This window comes from uncultured Pseudokineococcus sp. (assembly GCF_947499845.1).
Taxonomy (GTDB): domain Bacteria; phylum Actinomycetota; class Actinomycetes; order Actinomycetales; family Quadrisphaeraceae; genus Pseudokineococcus.
Genome location: NZ_CANMPM010000031.1, coordinates 1 through 19390, shown reverse-complemented (window position 1 = coordinate 19390; position 19390 = coordinate 1). Strand labels below are relative to the sequence as shown.

18 protein-coding genes and 1 pseudogene are annotated in these 19390 nt (G+C 77.9%); 10 read left to right on the top strand and 9 right to left on the bottom strand.

The features are described 5' to 3' along the window. Positions 1-75: 75 nt before the first annotated feature. From pdxA to Q0789_RS16170, 4 genes and pseudogenes are all read right to left on the bottom strand, one after another. On the bottom strand, positions 76-1134 hold the full coding sequence (gene pdxA / locus Q0789_RS16795; protein ID WP_366917771.1) for a 4-hydroxythreonine-4-phosphate dehydrogenase PdxA: 1059 nt from the start codon (positions 1132-1134) through the stop codon (positions 76-78). 195 nt (positions 1135-1329) lie between these two features. Next, positions 1330-2691 (bottom strand): annotated as a pseudogene (locus tag Q0789_RS16790) (four-carbon acid sugar kinase family protein); the annotation flags it as partial. Positions 2692-2750: 59 nt separating this feature from the next. Then, the gene (locus Q0789_RS16175) at positions 2751-3716 is read right to left on the bottom strand and encodes a 2-keto-3-deoxygluconate permease (protein WP_366917770.1); all 966 of its coding nucleotides are present in this window, start codon (positions 3714-3716) and stop codon (positions 2751-2753) included. Positions 3717-4247: 531 nt separating this feature from the next. Continuing rightward, on the bottom strand, positions 4248-5783 hold the full coding sequence (locus Q0789_RS16170) for a cryptochrome/photolyase family protein (protein ID WP_298807015.1): 1536 nt from the start codon (positions 5781-5783) through the stop codon (positions 4248-4250). 67 nt (positions 5784-5850) lie between these two features. On the opposite strand from Q0789_RS16170, the gene Q0789_RS16165 reads away from it, so the two are divergent. Next, positions 5851-6387 carry a hypothetical protein gene (locus Q0789_RS16165; protein ID WP_298807014.1) on the top strand — a complete coding sequence of 179 codons (537 nt, stop codon included), beginning with the start codon at positions 5851-5853 and terminating at the stop codon, positions 6385-6387. 155 nt (positions 6388-6542) lie between these two features. After that, positions 6543-7526, top strand: coding sequence for an LLM class F420-dependent oxidoreductase (locus Q0789_RS16160; RefSeq protein WP_298807013.1), 984 nt, complete (start codon positions 6543-6545; stop codon positions 7524-7526). Between the two features lie 150 nt (positions 7527-7676). Here Q0789_RS16160 and Q0789_RS16155 read toward each other — a convergent pair whose 3' ends face one another. From Q0789_RS16155 to Q0789_RS16135, 5 genes are all read right to left on the bottom strand, one after another. After that, on the bottom strand, positions 7677-8864 hold the full coding sequence (locus Q0789_RS16155) for a cysteine desulfurase family protein (protein ID WP_298807012.1): 1188 nt from the start codon (positions 8862-8864) through the stop codon (positions 7677-7679). Continuing rightward, complete coding sequence (gene nadC / locus Q0789_RS16150) at positions 8861-9769, bottom strand: carboxylating nicotinate-nucleotide diphosphorylase (RefSeq protein WP_366917769.1); 909 nt, start codon at positions 9767-9769, stop codon at positions 8861-8863. Before nadC ends, Q0789_RS16155 begins: the two co-directional genes overlap by 4 nt. A 50-nt stretch (positions 9770-9819) precedes the next feature. Further along, positions 9820-11457, bottom strand: coding sequence for an FAD-binding protein (locus Q0789_RS16145; protein ID WP_298807010.1), 1638 nt, complete (start codon positions 11455-11457; stop codon positions 9820-9822). Further along, positions 11454-12758, bottom strand: a complete 1305-nt coding sequence (nadA, locus tag Q0789_RS16140; RefSeq protein ID WP_298807009.1) for a quinolinate synthase NadA — start codon at positions 12756-12758, stop codon at positions 11454-11456. Before nadA ends, Q0789_RS16145 begins: the two co-directional genes overlap by 4 nt. Positions 12759-12859: 101 nt before the next feature. Then, on the bottom strand, positions 12860-13552 hold the full coding sequence (locus tag Q0789_RS16135) for an NUDIX domain-containing protein (protein WP_298807008.1): 693 nt from the start codon (positions 13550-13552) through the stop codon (positions 12860-12862). 164 nt (positions 13553-13716) lie between these two features. Between Q0789_RS16135 and Q0789_RS16130 the strand changes: the two genes are divergently transcribed. From Q0789_RS16130 to Q0789_RS16095, 8 genes are all read left to right on the top strand, one after another. Next, the gene (locus tag Q0789_RS16130) at positions 13717-14097 is read left to right on the top strand and encodes a helix-turn-helix transcriptional regulator (RefSeq protein WP_298807007.1); all 381 of its coding nucleotides are present in this window, start codon (positions 13717-13719) and stop codon (positions 14095-14097) included. Between the two features lie 92 nt (positions 14098-14189). Continuing rightward, the gene (locus Q0789_RS16125) at positions 14190-14900 is read left to right on the top strand and encodes a cation transporter (RefSeq protein WP_366917768.1); all 711 of its coding nucleotides are present in this window, start codon (positions 14190-14192) and stop codon (positions 14898-14900) included. 98 nt (positions 14901-14998) lie between these two features. Beyond that, the gene (locus Q0789_RS16120; RefSeq protein WP_298807005.1) at positions 14999-15382 is read left to right on the top strand and encodes a PGPGW domain-containing protein; all 384 of its coding nucleotides are present in this window, start codon (positions 14999-15001) and stop codon (positions 15380-15382) included. Between the two features lie 64 nt (positions 15383-15446). Further along, a complete protein-coding gene (locus Q0789_RS16115; RefSeq protein WP_298807004.1) occupies positions 15447-15881 on the top strand; it encodes a DUF1810 domain-containing protein in 435 nt (144 codons plus the stop codon). Between the two features lie 117 nt (positions 15882-15998). Further along, the gene (locus Q0789_RS16110) at positions 15999-16631 is read left to right on the top strand and encodes a hypothetical protein (protein WP_298807003.1); all 633 of its coding nucleotides are present in this window, start codon (positions 15999-16001) and stop codon (positions 16629-16631) included. A 166-nt stretch (positions 16632-16797) separates the two neighbouring features. After that, positions 16798-17601, top strand: a complete 804-nt coding sequence (locus Q0789_RS16105) for a YcnI family protein (protein ID WP_298807002.1) — start codon at positions 16798-16800, stop codon at positions 17599-17601. A gap of 109 nt (positions 17602-17710) precedes the next feature. Then, entirely contained in the window at positions 17711-18391 is a 681-nt protein-coding gene (locus tag Q0789_RS16100; RefSeq protein ID WP_298807001.1) for a copper resistance CopC family protein, read from the top strand. Between the two features lie 152 nt (positions 18392-18543). Continuing rightward, positions 18544-19158 (top strand): rhodanese-like domain-containing protein, encoded by a 615-nt coding sequence (locus Q0789_RS16095; RefSeq protein WP_298807018.1) that lies wholly within the window; start codon positions 18544-18546, stop codon positions 19156-19158. The last annotated feature ends 232 nt before the right edge of the window (positions 19159-19390 follow it).

Here is a 19390-nt window from a genome sequence, read left to right as displayed (position 1 = left end):
GCGTCGTCGATCTCAGCTGTGCGACTCACCCCGCCAGCGTGGCCCCGGCCTACCTCACCGGTAGGGAGACACGCCCTAGGAGGCCGCCTGCTCCTGCACCTCCTGCCCCTGCACCTCGTGGGCGGCGGCGCGCACGTGGCCCCAGCCCGGGGCGAGGGCGGCGGCCCGGCGGCAGGACAGGACGAGGCTGGCCTCGCGGGCGATCCCCTGGCCGGCGATGTCGAAGGCCGTGCCGTGGTCGACCGACACGCGCACGACGGGCAGGCCGACGGTGATGTTGACCCCGTCGTCGCCGTAGACCGCCTTGAAGGGCGCGTGGCCCTGGTCGTGGTAGCAGACGACGACGAACTCCCACCGGCCCTTCACGGCCGCGGGGATGAGCGCGTCGGCGGGCAGCGGGCCGTGGGCGTTGACGCCGCGCTCCTGCGCCCGGCGCACGGCGGGCTCGAGGACGTCGGCGTCCTCGTCGCCGAAGATCCGGTTCTCGCCCGCGTGCGGGTTGAGGCCGGCGACGCCGATGCGCTCGCCCGGGCGCCCGAGGGCGCGGCTGAAGGCGTCGACGAGGGTGAGGACGGCGTCGGTGCGCTCGGGCGTGACGTCCTCGATGGCCTGCCGCAGCGAGACGTGCGTCGTGAGGTGGAAGAGGTAGAGGTCCCCGGCGGACAGCACGAGGCTGAAGTCCTCGACGCCGAACTCGTGGGCCAGCAGCTCGGTGTGGCCGGGGAAGGCGTGCCCGCCGGCGTGCATGGCGGCCTTGTTGAGGGGCGCGGTGACGATGCCGTCGACCTCCCCCGCCTTCGCGAGGTCGCACGCCGCGACGACGAAGCGGTACGCCGCGTCGCCGGCCACGGGGCTCAGCTCGCCCACGGCGATCTCGGGCAGCGGGTCGCCGACCTGCACGACCTCGACGACGCCGGGCGCGTTCGTCGCGTCCCGCGGCCGCTCGAGCACGCGCACGGCGTCGGGGTCACCGCCGACGTCGCGGACCGCGCGGCGCATGACGCCCGCGTCGCCGAGCACGACGGGCACGCACTCGGCGCGCAGGTCGTCGTGGCCGAGCAGCGTCTTGGCGGTGATCTCCGGGCCGATGCCGGCGACGTCGCCGATGGTGACGGCGAGGACGGGGACGTCCATGGGGGCTCCTCCTGGGGTGGGCCTCGAACGGGGCGCGCGGGTGTCGTCGTGCTGGTCCTGCTGGTGGTCGGGCTGCTGGCGGTCGGGCTGCTGGCGGTCGGGCTGCTGGGCCGGGGACACGGGCTCGGTCGCGGCGGGTGCGGTGCCGGGGCGAGCGTCGCGCAGGCGGTCGACGACCTCGACGAGCGTGCCCGGCTCGCCGAAGCCGCCCGCCTTGCTGGCGAAGGGCAGCCCGGCGGCGCGGCCGCCGACGAGGACGCCGGCGGGCACGCCCTCCGCGAGCGCCGCCCGCACCTCGAGCCCCGTGGAGCCCCAGCGCTCGAGCAGCGCGGCGGCGCCGTCCCCGCCGACGGCCACGACGGCTGCGGCCCCCGCCCCGCCGCTGACCCGGTCGTGGACACCGTCGTGGAGCCGCTCGAGGAGGGCAGCGGTGCCGGTGGCCACCCGGGCCGCGCTGCGGCGCGCGGACGGCGCCGCGTCGTCGGCGGGCGGCTCGGGCGCGAGCACGACGACGACGTCGGCGTCCGGCACCGCGGGGTCGCCGGCCCCGGCGCCGCTGCGCCCACCACCGGCGAGGTCGTCGGCGGAGGGCCGCACGACGACGGTGCCCGGCCTGGCGGCGAGGCGTTCCACCTGCTCGCGCGCCACCGGGTGCAGCGACGTGACGAGGACGAGCACCGGCCCGTCGGCGCCCCGGCCGGCCGGGGCGCCCTCCTCGTGGGCTCGCTCCTCCTCGCCCTGCGCCTCCCGCGGGTCGTGCGCGGTGGCCGGACCGCGCCAGAGCCGGGCGACGGGCTGCGCCAGCCCCGCCGACCCGACGGGGAGGGCCCGCCCGTCGCAGCGGACGAGCGCCCGGGCCACGACGTCGAGCGCGGCGTCGTCGTCGGCGTCGACGGTGAGCAGGCGGTGCCCGCCGTCGGCCGCCGCGAGCAGGGCCGCGGCCAGCGCCGCGGCGGCCGTGTCGACGTCGTCGGCGGCGTCGGGCTGCTGCGGCGCGGTGCTCGCGAGGGCCTCCGGCGCGGTGCTCGCGAGCGCCTCCGGCGCCGTGCTCGCGAGCGCCTCCGGCGCGGGCACGTGGTGGGCCCCCGGCAGCAGCTCGGCGAGGACGGACGTGCGCACGGGCGTCACCGGGTCGGAGCCCGCGGGACCCTCCTCGAGGGGCCGCCCGCGCACGAGGGCGCGCCCGCCGGTGACGGTGCGGCCCATCGCCGGGTAGGCCGGGCAGACGACGGCGAAGCCGTCGGGGCGGGCGGCGACCCAGGCGGCGAGCGCGCCCTCGACCTGGTCGGCCACGGAGCCGCGCATCGTCGAGTCGACCTTGAGGTAGACGCGCGGCGTGCCTGCGCCGAGCAGCGCCGCGACCCGTCGGCGCACCACCTCGCGCGCCACCGCGGGGGCGGCGGCGCGGACGTCGGTGCTCGTGGCGAGGACGCACGGGTCGTCGCCGTCGGGGGCCGCGGCCGTGCCGGCGTCCGCGCCGACCGCCAGCAGCGTGCGCCAGCCGAGGTCGGCGAAGCGGACCGCGCTGTCGCCGGCGCCCGTGAGGTCGTCCGCCACGAGCGCGGCGTCCCACGGGCGACCGGGCGCGTCGCCCGCGTGGCCGTCGACGGCGGTGGTCACAGGCCCGTCCCCCGACCTTCGTCCACGGGACCCGTCGCGGCGTCGGCCGTGCCGGAGGACTCGTCGAGGGCGCCGGCCCGCTTGAGCACGAGGGAGGCGAGCACGGGCGCGAGGATCGCCGTCACGAGCACGGAGGCGGCGACCTGCGCCGTCGCCGTCCCCACGTACTGCTCGAAGCGGGGGTCGGCCGCCGCGACGATCGCCGGCGTCGCGATGGCGTTGCCGGCCGTCGTGCCCGCGGCGAAGCCGACGCCGGACTTCGCGCCGCGGCGCAGGAGGAAGCGCCAGCCGACGTAGACGAGCGCCCCCGTCACCGGGGCGACGACGACGCCGAGGGCGAGGCCGGACAGGCCGCCGGTGACGACCGACCCGAGGTCGATGCCCGTCCCGAGGGCGAAGGCGAAGAAGGGGATGACGATGTTCGGCACGGGCTTGAGCACGTCACGCCACTGGGCGTCGAGGTTGCCGACGAGCACCCCGAGCAGGAAGGGCACGATCGCGCCGACGAGGGCGAGCAGCGGGATGTCGCCGAGGCCCGAGGCGCCGAGGAAGAGCAGCGTGAGGAAGGGCCCGTCGTTGACGGCGGAGGCGATGTACGCGCCGCGGTCGCGGGCGTCGCCGTAGCGGCCCGTGAAGGCGAGCCAGAGCCCGCCGTTGCTGTTGTCGAAGGAGGCCAGCAGCGCCAGGATCGAGATCCCCAGGATCCCGTCGAGGCCCACCACCGAGCCGATCGCGACGACGATGGACGCCGGGACGAGGCTCTTCATGAGCAGCGCGACCCCGGCGTGCGCGAGCACCGGCCCGCTCGTCGCGCCCGTCACCTGCGTGCCGGTCATGAAGATCAGCAGGCCGATGAGGGGCAGCGCGCTGTCCTGGAACAGCGCCGTCGTGAAGCTGCCGATGCCGAGGGCGCCCGGGGCGAAGGTGCCTACGACCGACCCGAGCACGAGCGGCACGAGCATGAGCCCGCCGGGGATGCGGTTCATCGTCGCGAACATCGGCACCCGCGACCGGGGGGCGCTCTGCGTCTGGGACACCTGGTCCACCTCCACGACGCACACCTGCGGGCGCCGGATCGTCACCTGTACGGACGACCTGTCCGTACAGGTGGGTACTGTGGACCCGGCGGCCGGTGCGGAGCAACCCCCGTGGCACCGCACCGGTCGCCCTCCACGCCTGCCCCACCTCGGCGTCGCCCGACCCCGGCGTCGCCCCACCCGCAGGGGCGATGTGTGGCCATGTCGCCCTTCGCCACCGCCCCTCCGGGGCGACGTGTGGCCATGTCGCCCTGGCGCCGCCCCCCTCGGGGGCGACGTGCGGCCATGTCGCCCTGGCGCCGCCCCCCTCGGGGGCGACGTGTGGCCATGTCGCCCCTCGCGCCGCCTCCGGGGCGACGTGTGGCCATGTCGCCCCTCGAGACGCTGCGGGGACGGCGACGTGTGGCCATGTCGCCCTTCGGGCCTGCGGGAGGACGACGTCGGAGCGCGTCGCCGTCAGGGCGCCTCGCTGCCCCGCTCGCGCTCCTGGACGACGAGCTCCTCGAGGTCCTTGAGCCGGTGGCGCCCGTCGAGGGCGCGCTTCATGCGGAAGTTGCCCTCCAAGCGCTTCGCGTTGCGGTCGAGGAACCACCAGTAGCCGGCGGTGAACGGGCAGGCGTCCTCCCCTACGCGCACCGTCGGCTTGTACCGGCAGCCGCGGCAGTGGTCGCTCATCCGGTTGATGTACGCGCCGCCCGAGGCGTAGGGCTTCGTCGCCATGAGGCCGCCGTCGGCGTGCTGGCTCATGCCGACGACGTTCGCGGCCATCACCCAGTCGTAGCCGTCGACGAAGGAGCGCTGGAACCAGCGGGTGAGCTCCTCCGGGTCCCACCCGCGCTGCAGGGCGTAGTTGCCGAGCACCATGAGCCTCGGGATGTGGTGGACCCACCCGCGGTCGCGGACGCCGTGCAGCGCGTGGGAGAGGCAGCGCGCCTCGACGGCGTCGGCGTCGAGGTCCCAGAACCACTGCGGCAGCGGCTCGTGCGCCTCCAGGGCGTTGCGCCGCGTGTAGTCCGAGCCCGCGTACCAGTAGACGTGCCAGATGTAGTCGCGCCAGCCGATGAGCTGGCGCACGTAGCCCTCGACGGACGCCAGCGGGGCGTCGCCGTCGCGGTAGGCGCGCTCGGCCCGGTCGACGCACTCGAGCGGGTCGAGCAGCCCGAGGTTCATCGGCGCGGAGAGCATCGAGTGCGCCATCCACTCGTCGCCCTCGAGGATGGCGTCCTCGTGCGGGCCGAACGCGGGCAGCCGGTGGTCGAGGAAGTCGTCGAGCGCGGCGAGCGCCTCCGCCCGGCTCGCCGCGAAGGCCCGCGGGCCGTCACGGCCGACGAAGGAGACGTCGCCGTCGGCCTCCCAGCGGTCGAGGTCGGCGCGCACCTCCTCGTCGATCTCGTCCTCCTCGGGCATCCACGGGTGCGGCAGGCCGAGGTCGTCGGCGCCCTTGGGCGGGGGCTCGCGGTTCTCGTGGTCGAGGTTCCACTGCCCGCCGACCGGCTCGGCGCCGTCCATGAGCACGTCGTGGGCGCGGCGGGCGCGGCGGTAGAAGTCCTCCATGACCAGTTGCTTGGTGCCGTCGGCCCAGCGCCGGAAGTCCTCGCGCGGCGTCGCGTAGCCCCGCGCCGGGAGCACCTCGACGGCCGGCAGGTCGCCCGACCCGTCGAGCGAGCGTACGAAGTCCTCGGCCTGGCGCGACGTCGGCGAGCAGACCGACAGCGGCAGCGCCTTCTTCGGCAGCTTCGCCAGGCCCTGGCCGTAGGTGTCGGTGCGGAGGTAGCTGCAGCGGTCGCCGAGCTCGGCGGCGCGGTGGCGCATCGCCGAGAGGATGAGGTGCGCCTTCTGCCGGTGGAAGCGGCGGCGCGTGAAGACCTTCCGCGACTCGACGAGGACGACGGGCTGCTCGCCGTCGTCGCCCGGGCTTTCCGTGTCGCCGAGGAAGTGCGGGCCCAGCTGGTCGCCGAAGAGCCAGCGGGTGGGGCCGGGAGTGGTCGCCATGGGGCGATGCTGTGGCAGGTGGCGGTGGGGCGCCCGTCGACCGCGCGCGCGAGGGCACGATGCCGGGGTGACGACGACCTCCGCGGCGACCGGGCGACGGTCCGGGCGCTTCCGCGTCGGCCTCGCCCTCGCGCTCGGCGCCGTCCTCCTGTGGTGCCTGCTGGTCCTCCTCGTCCTCGACCCGATGACCACGGTCTCGCCGGACCTCGCCGCGCTCTACGGCGAGCCGGTGAGCGCCGTCCTGACGGTCGCCGTCGTCATGACGCTGCTCGGCGGGGTCGCCAGCGGGGCCTGGGTGCTGGCCGTGGGCACGGACGCCGCGGTGGGCCGGGCGCCGTCGGCCGCGCGAGCGCGCCTCGTGCTCGCGGCGTCCGCGCTGGGCGCGCTCGGCGCCGTCGCGACGGCCGCGGGCGTGCTCGGCTTCCCCGTCGGCGTCGGCTCTTACACCCGCGCCGAGGACCTGGGCATCGCTCCGCCGGCCGGGTCGCTCAGCACGGCGCTGGCGGTGACGTCGGGCGTCGGGGTGGCCGCGGTCGCGACCGGCGCGCTGCTGGCCCTCGTCGCCGTCGCCCTCCGCGCCCGGTCGCGCAGGCGAGCTGACTGACCGCCGACGCCCGACGTCGGGCGCGGCCACCCGTCGGCGGGACGAGGTGGCAGCCCCTCGTCGTGCTCTAGCGCGACGAGGGGCTGCCACCTGCCCGTGCGTCCCCGTGGCGCGTCGCGGCGGCGCAGCGCCGGGAGCGCCCTAGCGTCCGGTCCATGCGCTTCGGACTGTTCGTGCCCCAGGGCTGGCGGCTGGACCTCGTGGGCGTCGAGCCCTCCGACCAGTGGGCGGTGATGAAGGGGCTCGCGCAGCGCGCCGACGCCGGGCCGTGGGAGTCGGTGTGGGTCTACGACCACGTGCACACCGTGCCGGTGCCCACCGAGGAGGCGACCCACGAGGCGTGGACGCTCATGGCCGCCTTCGCCGCCGTCACCGATCGCGTCCGACTCGGGCAGATGTGCACGTGCATGGGCTACCGCAACCCGGCCTACCTCGCGAAGGTCGCGGCGACGGTCGACGTCGTCTCCGGCGGCCGGGTCGAGATGGGCATCGGCGCCGGCTGGTACGAGCACGAGTGGCGCGCCTACGGCTACGGCTTCCCGCGCGCCGGCGAGCGCCTCGCGATGCTCGAGGAGGGCGTCGAGGTCATGCGGCAGCTGTGGACCGACGGCGTCGCCACGCTCGACGGCGAGCACTACCAGGTGGACGGCGCCATCTGCCGTCCGCTGCCGCTGCAGGAGGGCGGCATCCCCTTCTGGATCGCCGGGGGCGGGGAGAAGAAGACGCTGCGGACGGCCGCGAGGTACGCGGCGTACACGAACTTCGACGGCTCGCCCGAGGGCTTCGCGCACAAGTCCTCGGTGCTCGAGGGCCACTGCCGCGACCTCGGCCGCGACTACGCCGAGATCACCCGCTCGGCCAACTACAACGTCGTCATCGGCCGCGACGAGGCCGAGGTGGCCGACCGCCTCGAGCAGGTCCGCGCCCGGGTCGCGTCCGTCGCGCCGGAGAAGGCCGACGAGGTGGTCGAGGGCCTGCGCTCCGGGCCCGCCGTCGGCACGCCCGAGCAGGTCGTCGAGAAGCTGCGCGAGGTCGGCGACCTCGGCATGACGTACGCCATCACCTACTTCGCCGAGGCGGCCTACGACACCTCCGGCATCGAGCTGTTCGAGCGCGAGGTCGTGCCCGCCCTCGCCTGAGCCCGCGCCCCCTCCCGCACGTCGTCGAAAGGCGACGAAGTCCGCCGTCGGGCGCCCCCAGGACGGCGAGAGGCTACGAACTCCGTGCTGAGGCAGCCCCGAGGCGGAGAAGGGCTACGAAGTCCGGGGGACGGACGTCGAGTCAGGCGCTCAAGCGGGCAGGAGGGCGGCGCCGCCGGCGGCGGCGACGGCCTCGGGGAGCACGCGGACGACGTCCTCGACCTCCTCGGGCGTCGTCGTCGGCCCGAGGGTGAGGCGGACGGCGGTGCGGGCGGCGTCGTCGCCGAGGCCCATGGCGAGCAGGACGTGCGAGGCGTCGTCGCTGTCGGCCGCGCAGGCCGAGCCCGACGAGCAGACGACGCCGCGCTCCTCCAGCTCGAGCAGCACCGCCTCGCCGCCGAGGCCGGGGAAGACGAAGGACGCGTGGCCGGGCAGGCGGGCCGGTGAGCCGTCGGCGAGGCGCGCGTCCACGGCCGGGCCGGTGAGGACGGCGCCCGGGACGGCGTCGAGCACGCCCGCGACGAGCCGGTCGCGCAGCGCGGCCAGGCGCGGTGCGCCGGCAGCCCGTCCCTCCTCGGCGAGGCGCAGCGCCGTCGCCGTGCCGACGGCGGCCGGGACGTCGACCGTCCCGGAGCGCCGCCCGCGCTGCTGCCCGCCGCCGTGGATGACGGGCGCGAGCGGCACGGCGCCGCGGACGGCGAGCGCGCCGGCGCCGCGGGGCCCGCCGAGCTTGTGCGCCGAGACCGACAGCAGGTCGGCGCCCAGGTCGTCGAGCCGCACGCCCAGCTGCCCCGGCGCCTGGACGGCGTCGACGTGCAGCGGGACGCCGACGGCCCGGCACAGGGCGGCGACCTCCCGCACCGGCTGCACGGCGCCGACCTCGTTGTTGGCGAGCATCACCGAGCAGACGGTCGTCGCCGGGGTCAGCACGGCCGCGAGCGCCGCGAGGTCGACGACGCCGTCACGGTCGACGCCCACCTCGTCGACGCGGAACGGCTCGCCCAGCGCGCCGGCGCCGAGGGCGCGCGCCGTCTCGAGGACGGCCGGGTGCTCGACGGCCGTCGTCACGACGTGCCGCCCCCGCGGCGCGGCGGCCGCGACGCCGAGGAGCGCCAGGTCGTCGGCCTCCGTGCCGCCGCTCGTCAGCACGACCTCGCCCGGCCGGCAGCCGAGGACGCCCGCGATCTCGGCGAGCGCCGCGTCGAGCCCGGCCCGGGCCGCGCGCCCCGGCCCGTGGGCGCTCGAGGGGTTGGCGAAGACCTGCGTGAGGTAGGGCCACTGCGCCTCGAGGACGGTGCGCGACGGCGGCGCGGTGGCCGCGTGGTCGAGGTAGATCACGCGCGCTCCCCCGGCTCTCCCGCGTCGACGTCCACGTCGAGCCCCAGGTCCAGGCACGGCGCGGCCTGCGTGAGCGCCCCGACGGACACGAGGTCGACGCCGCTGCGGGCGATCGCCCCGACGGTCGACAGCCGGACCCCGCCGCTGGCCTCGACGAGCGCCCGCCCGCCGACCCGCTCGACGCCGCGGCGCAGCTCGTCGGGCGCCATGTTGTCGAGCAGGACGACGTCGACCCCGGCGGCGAGGACGGCGTCGAGCTGGTCGAGGCGGTCGACCTCGACCTCCACCGACGTCGTGTGCGGCAGCCGGTCGCGCAGCCGCCGCAGGCCGGCGGTGACGACGGCGTCGTCCCACCCGCCCGCGGTGAGGACCGCGAGGTGGTTGTCCTTGACCATCACCGCGTCCGAGAGGGTCGTGCGGTGGTTGCGCCCGCCGCCGCAGCGGACGGCCGCGCGCTCGAGCGCCCGCAGGCCCGGCGTCGTCTTGCGCGTGTCGACGACCCGGCACCCCGTCCGCGCGACCTCGGCGACGAAGGCGGCGGTGAGCGTCGCGACGCCGGACAGGCGCTGCACGAGGTTGAGCGCGACGCGCTCGGCCCGCAGCACCGCGCGGGCGCTGCCCTCGACCTTGGCGAGCACGGCTCCGGTGGTGAAGCGCTCGCCGTCGGCGACGAGGAGGCGCACCGCGGGCGGCGGCGTGCCGGGGGCGTCGGCCAGCGCGGACGCCTGCCGCAGCGCAGCGGCGAGGACGCCGACGTCGGCCAGGACGCCGTCCTCGCGCGCGACGAGCCGCGCCGTGGCCCGGACGTCGGGACCGAGGAGGGCCTCGGTCGTCGCGTCGCCCCAGGGCGCGTCCTCGGCGAGCGCGGCCGCCACGACGGCCTCGACGGCGGCGACGGGCAGCACGCCCGGGTCGCCGGCCCGCTCACGGGCGCCGACCGGGGACGACACCGCGGTCACGACGCCCTCCGCAGCAGCACCGGTCGCTCGGCCCCGCGCGGCGCGGCGCCCGCGGCGTCCGTGCGGAAGTGCGCGCCGAGGCTCTCGGGGCGCCGCTGCGCGGACGCGACGAGCAGCCGTGCGCACACCCCGAGCGCGCGGTCCTCCAGCGCGGCGACGTCGGCGGGCTCCTCCGTCGCGGCGGGGGCGCCGTCGAGCGTCTTCGCCGCGACCTCGAGGCCGGCGGCGTCGCGCAGCAGCCCGGCGTGCTCCCACGCCAGCGCCTGCAGCTCGGCCCGCGGCAGCGCCGGGCCCGCCGTGCAGACGAGCTCCTCGACGCCCGCGGGCACGTGCGGCGCGGCGACGGCGCCGGCCAGCGACGCCGCGACGTCGGCCGCGGCGCGGTCGCCGAAGACGAGCCCCTCGAGCAGCGAGTTCGACGCCAGCCGGTTGGCCCCGTGCACGCCCGTGCGCGCGACCTCGCCGCACGCCCACAGCCCGGGCAGCGAGGTGCGCCCGCGGACGTCGGTGGCGACCCCGCCCATCCAGTAGTGCGCGGCGGGGGTCACGGGGACGAGCTCGCGCACCCAGTCGAGGCCCGCGGCGGCGCACATCGCGTCGATGCTCGGGAAGCGCGCCCGCAGCCGCTCGCCGAGCCCGGTCGCGTCGAGCAGCGCGGGGCGCCCGTCCTGGCGGGCGACGACGGCGCCCACCGCGCGGGCGACGACGTCGCGCGGCGCCAGCTCGGCCCGCGGGTCGGCGAGCGGCGAGGCCGCGTCGGCGAGGAAGCGCGCGCCGTGCTCGTCGCGCAGCACGGCGCCCTCGCCGCGCACGGCCTCGGAGACGAGGAAGGGGGCGTGCGCGCCGCCGGGGGCGGCGACGGTCGGGTGGAGCTGCACCTGCTCGAGGTCGGCGACGACGGCGCCCGCGCGCCACGCCGCCGCCAGCCCGTCGCCCGTGGCCTCGGGCGGGTTCGTCGTCCGCGAGAACACCTGCCCCGCACCGCCGGTCGCGAGCACGACGGCGCCGGCGAGGACGCGACGGTGCCCTCCCCCGGTCGCCGGTGCGCCGTCGAGCAGCAGGTCGGCGCCGACGACCCGGCCACCCTCGACGACGAGGTCCGCCAGGGCCGCGCCCCCGAGCACGCGGACGCCGGCGGCGCGCACGGCCGCGACGAGCGCGGCCGACAGCCGCGCGCCCGTGGCGTCGCCGCCGGCGTGCAGCACGCGCGGGCGCGAGTGCGCCGCCTCGAGCCCGCGGCTCCAGCGGCGCGCGTCGGCCGGGTCGGCGGCGTCCGCGCCGTCGAGCACGAGGCCGCGCCGGGCCAGCTCGAGCAGCCGCGCGGGCCCCTCGGTGCAGAGCACCCGCACGGCCTCGGGGTCGCAGGCCCCCGCCCCGGCGGCGAGGGTGTCGGCCACGTGGAGGTCGACGTCGTCGTCCGCGCCCGTCACCGCGGCGACGCCGCCCTGCGCCCACGCGGTGCTGCCGCCGCCGGTGCCCCCGGCCCCCGGCTCCCACGGCGTCTTCGTGACGAGCAGGACGTCGTCGACACCGCGCGCCCGCAGGCCCAGCGCCGCCGTCATCCCCGCGACGCCGGTGCCGACGACGAGCGTCCGCACCCGCTCCGGAGCCGGCGCCTCGGGGCCGGTCGTCACGGCCGCACCTCGAGCATCCGCTGCAGCGCCACCTGCGCGGACGCGGCGACGGCGTCGTCGACCTGCACCCGGTTGAGCACCTCCCCCCGCACGAGGGCCTCGAGGACCCACGCGAGGTAGCCGGGGTGGATGCGGTACATCGTCGAGCAGGGGCAGATGACCGGGTCCAGGCAGGCGATCGTCAGGTCGGGGTGCTGGGCCGCCAGGCGCTTCACCATGTTGATCTCGGTGCCGATCGCGAAGCTCGTGCCCGGCGCCGCCTCGCGGACGACCCGCTCGATGTACTGCGTGGAGCCGGCCTCGTCGGCGTCGTCGACGACCTCCTTGGGGCACTCGGGGTGCACGACGACGCGCACGGCCGGGTCGGCGGCGCGCGCGGCGTCGACCTGCGCCGTCGTGAAGCGCTGGTGCACCGAGCACCAGCCGCGCCACAGCAGCACGCGCGCGTCGAGGAGCGCGTCGGCGTCGTTGCCGCCCAGCGGCTTGCGCGGGTCCCACAGCGGCATCCGCTCCAGGGGCACGCCCATCACCGAGCCGGTGTTGCGGCCGAGGTGCTGGTCGGGGAAGAAGAGCACGCGCTGCCCCCGCTCGAAGGCCCACGCCAGCACCGCCGCCGCGTTGGACGAGGTGCACACGATGCCGCCGTGGTCGCCGCAGAAGGCCTTGAGCGCGGCGGAGGAGTTCATGTACGTCACCGGGACGACGGGGACGCGCCCCTCGGCGTCGGGCTCGGTGCCGTAGACGGCCTCGAGCTGCTCCCAGCAGGCGGTGACGCTGTCGAGGTCGGCCATGTCGGCCATCGAGCAGCCGGCGGCGAGGTTGGGCAGGACGACGCTCTGCTCGGGCGAGGTGAGCAGGTCGGCCGTCTCGGCCATGAAGTGCACGCCGCAGAAGACGACGTGGTCGGCCGACGTCGTCGTCGCCTGCTGCGCGAGCTGGTAGCTGTCACCGACGAAGTCGGCGAACTGCACGACCTCGTCGCGCTGGTAGTAGTGCCCGAGGACGACGAGCCGCTCCCCCAGCTCCGCCTTCGCCGCGGCGATGCGCTCCTCGAGCTCGGCGACGGGCGCCCGGCGGTACTCCTCGGGGATGCGCTGCTGCACGGGCGTCGACGGGGGCGCGACGTCGGCGTTCGAGCTGCCGGGCCCGTACACGGGCGCGGGCGGCGCCTGGCCGGGGACGGCGTCCATGGCCCACGGGCCCTCGGCCAGGGCCGGGTCGCAGAGGCCGTCGGTGGCGGCGGGGGCGCCGTCGGGCGCGCGGCGGGGGCGGGTGCCGATCTGCAGCGGGGTGGTCGTCATCGGTCCTCCTCGGCGCGACGGCGGTCGCGCCCTGCGGTGAGGTGCTCGGGTGGTGCGCTCGGGGTCCTGCTGGGGGTGGGGCGTGCGGGACGGCGGAGGGGTCAGGCCGCCGGCCCGGCGGTGGTCTGGAAGGGGCCGGTGGCGCCCTCGGGCACCACCGCCCGGTAGAGCCGCGGCGGGCGGTGGCGCCCGCCGGTGAGGTGCTCGTCGGTCGCCTCGACGGCGCCGCTGGCGGTGACCCGGCGGCGGAAGTTCGCCGGGTCCAGGGGGCGCCCGAGCACGGCCTCGTGCACCTCGCGGAGCTGGCCGAGGGAGAAGGTCTCCCCCAGCAGGTGGACGGCGACCTGCGCGTAGCCGACCTTGGCGCGCAGCCGCCACAGCGCGTACGCGACGACCTCGTCGTGGTCGAAGGCGAGGCCGCGCACCTCGTCGACGGGCGCCCAGCGCACGTTGTGCACCTCGGCCACGCGCGCCGCCTCGGGGCTGCGCACGAGGGCCGAGTAGATGACGGAGACCACGCGCCCGGTCGGCGACCGGTCGGGCCGGCCGAACGTGTAGAGCTGCTCGAGGTAGCTCGGGCGCAGGCCGGTCGTCTCGACGAGCGTGCGGCGCGCGGCCTCCTCCAGCCCCTCGTCGTCGGCGATCCAGCCGCCCGGCAGCGCCTCGGCGCCGTCGAAGGGCTCGCGCGTGCGGCGCACGAGCGGCAGGTGCAGCCGCTGCGCGCCCTCGTGCTCGAGCAGGGTGAAGATCACCGTCGAGACGGCGAGGGAGGCCGTCACCGCGCCACCGACCACGGCCCCTCCTTCGGGTCACGTAGACCATTACCGGACGGGGACCACCGTACGTTTCTTCTGGTCGGGACGACAAGTACGGCAGGTCCCGGCGCTCGCCGGCCGTCGGCGCTCGGTCGACCCGCGCGGCACGCCCGACAGTTCACCCGGCGCTGTACCGTGCTGGCGTGCTGACGACCTCCCTGCCCGAGGTGCTCGCCCGCTTCGGCCACGCCCTGTCCGACCCGACGCGAGCCCGGGTCCTGCTCGCCCTGAGGGACGGGGCCGCCTACCCCTCGGACCTCGCCGAGCTCGTCGGCGCGAGCCGCCAGTCCCTGTCCAACCACCTCGCGTGCCTGCGCGGCTGCGGGCTCGTCGTGGCGGCGCCCGAGGGACGGCGGGTCCGGTACGACCTGGCGGACGGCCGGCTCGCCGCGGCGCTGGACGAGCTGGCCGCGGTCGTCGTCGTGGCCGACCCGGCCTGCGCTCCCGGCCCCGCGCCGCAGGCCTCCCGGGCCGCCGCGACCCCGTCGGAGCGCGCCGACGACGTCGCCCGGGTCGCGCCGTGAGCGCGCCCGCCGAGCGCCCCGCGCCCCGCCGCCGCGAGGTCGACGACTGCTGCGGCGCCGGTACCGCGCGGCCCTCGCCGGAGCGCGCGGCGGTGCTCTCGCGCCGCGTGCGCTGGGTCGTCGGCGCCACCATCACCTACAACGTCGTCGAGGCGGTGGTCGCGCTCACGGCCGGCGCCCTCGCCTCGTCGTCGGCGCTCGTGGGCTTCGGCCTCGACTCCGTGGTCGAAGTGCTGTCGGCCGCCGCCGTCGCCTGGCAGTTCGCCGCGCCGGACCCGCGCACCCGAGAGCGCGCGGCCCTACGCACCATCGCCGTCGCCTTCTGGGCGCTGGCGGTCCTCGTCGCCGTGGACGCCCTCCGCGCCCTCCTCGGCGGCGCGGAGCCCGACCCCTCCTCCGTGGGCATCGCCCTCGCCGCCGTGAGCGTGGTCGTCATGCCGGTGCTCAGCTGGTTCGAGCGCCGCACCGGTCGCGAGCTCGGCTCGGCGACGGCCGTGGCCGACTCGCAGCAGACGCTCGTCTGCACCTACCTGTCGGCCGTGCTCCTCGTCGGGCTCCTGCTCAACGCGACCCTGGGCTGGACGTGGGCGGACCCGGTGGCGGCCCTCGTCATCGCGGCGCTCGCCGCCCGCGAGGGCTTCGAGGCGTGGCGCGGGGACGCGTGCTGCGCGCCGGGCGCCGCCCTGGCGGCACCAGGTCCGGACGCCCGCTCGACGGCCACCACGGCGACGGCCGAGATCCCGGACGAGGGGTCGTGCTGCGGCACGAGCGCCCCGCACGCCGGCTGCTGCTCCGACGGGTGAGCCCCGGCGCGACGCCGAGCCGGACGGCGCCCGTCATGGCACCCTGCCGCCGGGCGCCCACCGCGGCGCCCGTCCGCCGCCCGCCGGGAGGAGCCGAGGTGCCCACAGCCGTCGTCGCCGTCGTCGGGGGCCTGCTCACCGCCGCGGGCGTGGCCCTGCTCGTGCTGCCCGGGCCCGGCATGGTGCTCGTCGCCGTCGGGCTCGCCGTCCTCGCCTCGCGCTTCGCGTGGGTCAAGCGCCCGCTCGGCTTCGCCCGCACCCGCGCCGAGGCCGGCATGCGGCAGGTCGCCCGCCGCCGGGCCTCGGCCCTCTTCGCCCTGGGGTGCGCCGTCCTGCTCCTCCTCGCCGCGGGCCTGCCCTACCTGGGCGTCGAGGTGCCCGGGCTGACGAAGCTCACCGCCATCCTGCTCGCCGGCAGCGGCGTCTTCCTCGTCGGCACGGTCATCTGGGCGCGGCACGCCGGCAACCGCGCGCCCGTCTGACGCCGGTGCGCGCGGGCGGCCACGGCCGCTGGCGCCCGCGCGCGCGACCCGCCACGGTGGTCGGGTGAGCGACGCACACGACCTCCAGCGCTTCGTCGACGCCCAGGGCGGCGGCACCTACGACCAGGCGCTCGGCGAGCTGCGCGCGGGCCGCAAGCAAGGCCATTGGATCTGGTTCGTCCTGCCGCAGGTGCAGGGCCTCGGCCGGTCCTCGACGGCGCAGCACTACGGCCTCACCGGCCTGGACGAGGCGCGCGCCTACCTCGCCCACCCCGTGCTCGGCCCCCGCCTGCGCGAGTGCGCCCGCGCCCTCGCCGACCTCCCCGGAAGCGACCCGACCGCCGTGCTCGGGAGCGTCGACGCGCTCAAGGTGCGCTCTTCGATGACCCTCTTCATCCGCGCCGCCGACGCGGACGGCGACGACGCCGGGGTCCTCCGCGCGGTCCTCGCGCAGTACTACGGCGGCGAGGAGGACGGCGAGACGCTCGCGCGCCTCTGACGGCGTCCGACCTCGCGGGACCGGACCTCGCCGAGCTCGACCTCGTCAGGCTGGTCTGCCGGGCCGATCGTGCCGGGAGGCCGCGGCGAGCGCCCGCCGCCGCGTAGCCTCGCGGGCGTGGACGGCGATCACGGGCGGGCGCTGCAGCGCGTGCGCTCGGCGCTCGTCGCCTCGCTCGTCCTCTCCCTCGGCGCGGGCGCCCACGTCGTGGGCGGCGGCGACCTCCCCGACCCGCTGCTCGTCGGGCTGGCGGGCGCCCTCGTCCTCGCCGTCGCGTCCTTCCTCGGGCGTCGCCGCCTGCGCCTGCGGACCCTGGTCCCGGTGCTCGGCGCCGGCCAGGTACTGCTGCACGCGGCCTTCGCCGCGCTGACCGCGCCACCCGCCGGCGCGGTGGACGTCGTCCCCGCGACGGGACACGGCGCCCACGTCCACGGCGTGCTGCTCCTGGCCACGGGCGGCGGGGGCGTCGACGCCGCCCTGGCCGCCGCCTCCGCCGGGATGGTCGCCGCGCACGTCGCGGCCACGCTCGTCACCGCGCTCGCGGCCGTCTCGGCCGACCGGGCGTGGGCCGCCGCCGTCGCCCGGCTGGCGCAGCTCTTCCCCGCCCTCGGCGCGCTCCTCGTCGACCTCGTCGAGGGCCCCGCGCCGCGGGCGCAGCGGACCCCGGCGCAGCGGTGCGCCGTGCCCCGCGCCGTCGTCGTCGGCGCACGACCCCGGCGCGGGCCGCCGGCGGCCGTGCCTGCCGCCTGACCGGCGCCCCCGACCCAGCCGCGGACCGACCGCCGGCGACAGCCCCCGCGAGCGCGGGGCGCGTCGCTCTGCGCGGGCGCACGAGGCTGGCCCGGCGGCGTCGTGGGCGGCCGGCTGCCCGCCGTCCCGCCGGCGCCGCCGGCTCCCGCAGCCCCAGGAGACCTCCGTGACCCACCGCACCCCCACCCCCTCGACCAGCAGCGACGCGGCCAGGACCAGCACGGCCGGCGACAGCCCGGCCCGCCCCCGGCAAGGGGCGCACCGCACCGCGGCCGCCGCGCTCCTCGCCGGGGCGCTCGTCGTCGGCCCCGCGCTGGCGGCGTCCGCCCACGTGCGGGTCAGCGCCGACGACCCCGCCGCAGGCGGCTACAGCGTCCTGACCTTCCGCGTGCCGAACGAGTCCGACACCGCCGGCACGACCGCCGTCACGGTCGACCTGCCCACCGACACCCCGCTGCGCTCCGTCAGCGTCGAGCCCGTCCCCGGGTGGTCCGCGGAGGTCGTCACCGGCGACCTGCCCGAGCCCGTGGCCGTCGACGGCGGCGAGCTCACCGAGGCGCCCCTGCAGGTCACGTGGACGGCGGACCCGGGCGTCGAGATCGGCCCGGGCGAGTTCCAGCGCTTCGTCGTCTCCGCCGGCCCGCTGCCCGAGGCGGGCACCGACGTCGTGCTCCCGGCGACGCAGACCTACTCCGACGGCGAGGTCGTGGCCTGGGACGAGCCCGTGGTCGCCGGCGAGGAGGAGCCGAACGCCCCGGCGCCGTCCTTCACGACGGTCGCGGCCGCTGACGACGAGGGCGCCACGACCGACGCCGAGGTGACGACGACCGCGGCGAGCACGGGCGCCGCCGTGGCGGACGCCACCGACAGCAGCGCGCGCTGGCTCGCCGGCGGCGGGCTCGTCGTCGCGGTCGCGGCCTTCCTCCTCGCCCTGGTCGGTGCGGCCGGGCGGCGTCGTGCGGCACGGTGAGGCGGTGCCGGCGCCCGTCCGGGCGGCCGCCGGCCCCGAAGACAGGACGACGGTCGCCCCCGGCGCGGGGGCGGCGAGCAGGCACGGGACGAGCGCACACGGAGGCGTCATGACCACGCGGGAGCGCACGCGCGCACGCACCACCCACCGGGCCGGAGGGCGCGCCGCGGGCGCGGCCGTCGGCGTGCTGGCGGCCGGCCTCGTCGTCGTGGGAGCGCCCGCGGCCTCGGCGCACGACCGGCTCGTCGGCTCGGACCCCGAGAGCGGGGCGGTCCTCGACGCCGTGCCCGCCGAGGCGGTGCTCACCTTCTCGTCCGAGGTGCAGGAGCTGGGCACGGTCCTCGAGCTCCAGGCGGCGGACGGGTCCTCGATCGCGGGCGAGACGGCGGTGGCCGGCCGCGACGTCAGCGTCCCCCTCCCCTCGGACCTGCCGTCGGGGGAGTACGCCGTGGTCTACCGGGTCACGTCGTCCGACGGGCACCCCATCAGCGGCGAGATCCCCTTCTCGCTCGAGGTCGCCGCGCCCGCCACCCCGGCACCGAGCGCGTCGTCGGCGCCGAGCTCGTCGCCCGCCGCGAGCCCCACCGCCACGGCGGGCGAGAGCGCCGGTGCGGGCAGCGCCTCCTCGCCGACGACCTCGGCCGGGGCCGCGGACGACGCCGAGGCCACCTCCGCGGAGTCGGGCGACGACGTGCCGTGGGCGCCCGTCGTCGTCGTGCTCGTCGTCGTGGTGCTCGGCGGCCTGGCCGCCGCCGTCCTGGGACGCCGGCGGGGGCCGCGCACCCGCTGACCCGTCCGCCGCGCGTCGGGCCCGGTCGCCTCGGCGGCCGGGCCCGACGCGTCCCAGCACCTGGGACGCGGGAAGGGCCGAGGGGCGGGACGCCGTTGACGTCCCCAGTGCTCGACGACCCCTCGGAGGACCCCGTGGCCGCTGTGACCCCCATGACCGCCGCCGTTCCCGGCGCCCGCACCGCCCCGGACGCCGCGGGCGGCCACCGCACCGACGCGGAGCGCCTCGTGGAGGGCCTGCGCCGTCGGCGTCCCGTCGTCCTCGTCGACGTGCGCACGCCCGCCGAGTACGAGACCGCCCACGTCGAAGGGGCTGTCAACGTGCCGCTCGACCTGCTCCTGCGGGAGCCGGGCGCGGTCGCGTCCCGCCTGTCCGGCGACGTCGTCCTCATGTGCGCGCTCGGCGGGCGGGCGGAGCAGGCCCGCGAGGCGCTCGTCGCCGCCGGCGCCACGGCCACGCTGCAGGTGCTCGGCGGCGGGGTGGACGGCGTCCGCCGCGCCGGCGGCACCGTCGTGGCGGGTCGCAGCCGCTGGGCCATGGAGCGCCAGGTGCGCCTCGTCGCCGGCTCGCTCGTCCTCGGCAGCGTCCTGCTGAGCCTGCGGGTGCCCGCCGCCCGCTTCCTCGCCGGCGGCGTCGGGGCGGGCCTCACCTACGCCGCCCTCAGCGACACCTGCACGATGGCGCGCGGTCTCGCCCGCCTGCCCTACAACCGGACGGTGGCCGCGCCCACGCTCGACGAGGTGCTCGCCCAGCTCGACGCCGCCTGAGCCGCCCGGCTCCTCGTCGCCCACCCGGGCGACGACGACGGCCCCCGACCTCCTGCGCAGGAGGTCGGGGGCCGTCGTCGTCAGGGCGCACGGCCGAGCTGTGGGGGGGGGGCGCGGGGGCCCCCCGCCCCCGCGCCCCCCCCCCCCCCCCGCCCGGGGGGGCCGGGGGGGGGGGGCGGGCCCCGCGGGCCCGGCGCCCGGGGGGGTCGGGAGGGCCCGGGGGGCGAAGGTG

Bases quoted from the DNA above. Each gene is read 5' to 3' on its own strand.
- Q0789_RS16175 (WP_366917770.1), bottom strand. From the start codon at position 3,716: ATGCTCGTGCCGCTCGTGCTCGGGTCGGTCGTAGGCACCTTCGCCCCG.
- Q0789_RS16160 (WP_298807013.1), top strand. From the start codon at position 6,543: ATGCGCTTCGGACTGTTCGTGCCCCAGGGCTGGCGGCTGGACCTCGTG.
- nadA (WP_298807009.1), bottom strand. From the start codon at position 12,758: ATGACGACCACCCCGCTGCAGATCGGCACCCGCCCCCGCCGCGCGCCC.
- Q0789_RS16170 (WP_298807015.1), bottom strand. From the start codon at position 5,783: ATGGCGACCACTCCCGGCCCCACCCGCTGGCTCTTCGGCGACCAGCTG.
- pdxA (WP_366917771.1), bottom strand. From the start codon at position 1,134: ATGGACGTCCCCGTCCTCGCCGTCACCATCGGCGACGTCGCCGGCATC.
- Q0789_RS16095 (WP_298807018.1), top strand. From the start codon at position 18,544: ATGACCGCCGCCGTTCCCGGCGCCCGCACCGCCCCGGACGCCGCGGGC.
- Q0789_RS16100 (WP_298807001.1), top strand. From the start codon at position 17,711: ATGACCACGCGGGAGCGCACGCGCGCACGCACCACCCACCGGGCCGGA.